This window comes from Nitrosophilus sp. (assembly GCF_982775275.1).
In genome coordinates this window covers 1,727-2,905 of record NZ_CEXZHP010000188.1, presented here as the reverse complement: position 1 = coordinate 2,905, position 1,179 = coordinate 1,727, and the positions used below count along the sequence as shown (strand labels likewise).

General features: G+C 28.5%; 1 protein-coding gene. It reads right to left on the bottom strand.

From position 1 onward, the window contains the following. Window positions 1-214: 214 nt before the first annotated feature. On the bottom strand, window positions 215-721 hold the full coding sequence (locus tag AC30RD_RS07945; RefSeq protein WP_489493930.1) for a replication/maintenance protein RepL: 507 nt from the start codon (window positions 719-721) through the stop codon (window positions 215-217). Between the last annotated feature and the right edge of the window lie 458 nt (window positions 722-1,179).

The following is a 1,179-nucleotide window of genomic DNA, read 5'->3' as shown; positions in this document are numbered from 1 at the left end:
AAAGTGGCTCCGGATACTGGACTGTGAAAAAAATCCTCCAAAACCTCGAAGATTAGGGACTTCAATGTGTTGGCTTTGGTTATTTGTATCATAGTTTTCCTTTAAAAGTATCTCAGTCATAACTATAATACTCTTTAACTCTTTAAGATTTAATTAATATACTATATTCCTCTAATATACCTGCACTCTCTTACCAAAATTAACGGTCTTACCGTTAATTTTCTACAATATCTACAACTTCTTGTTGTATCTCTTGCTCTATTTCAACATTTGTTAATATTCTACCTTCTTCGCTATATTCCCATGCCGCTCTTATCTTTTTAATATCTGTCCATTTTCCTTTTCCAAAGAAAAAAGGATTAAGCACATATACACCTGTTCCTTTTCTTTTTAGTATCCCTTTTTTAGTAAGTTTCGATAAAGCATTATCTAAAACTCCTACACTTGTATTAAGCCTTTTTGCTATATCTTTTTTAATGGCGCTCGGTAATAATATAGAATTATCGTATGAAGTGTATTTTAAAAGCTCATTAAGCAATTTGCTACCTGTTTTTGGAATATCATTTAATTTGCATATATCTTGCAAATAAAGCTTAATAAAGCTTGGTTCTTGCTCTACTTTAACAGTTCTTTCCGTTGTTTGTTCAACTTCTCTTGTTTCACCAGTTTTTAAATCAATTTTCGCTTCTGTTCTTGTTTCTAAATATGTAATATTTTTCATAGCATACTCCTTAAGTTTTTTTTAAGTTAGATAATCTTAACAAAAAAAATGAGAAAAATCTTAAAAATGGAAATAAAAAAATAAAAAAGTCTCACTAAATTTAATGAAGAGTTATTTGATTAGTGTTTATGCTATTTCTCACCTATTTGGTTAATAAGTCTCACCTATATGGTGAGAGTCTATAATCTATTTGGTGAGACTTGATTGAGCTATTTTTTAACAAAATTTAAGATAAGTTCTTCAATTTTGTCAAATTTTATAAATTTTCTTCCTTCTCTTATTTTTGGGAGGGCAAAATATTAAATATTAAAATATTTATAAAGATAATCCCAGAGACATATCTTTTTATTGATTGTTTAACCCATAAACTTGGTCTATAACTTCGTCTATTTCTTTATCTATTTGAGAGAAATTTGTTAAAAGTGGAAATAAGCTAAAAAAGCTGGCAGGCAAAGCCC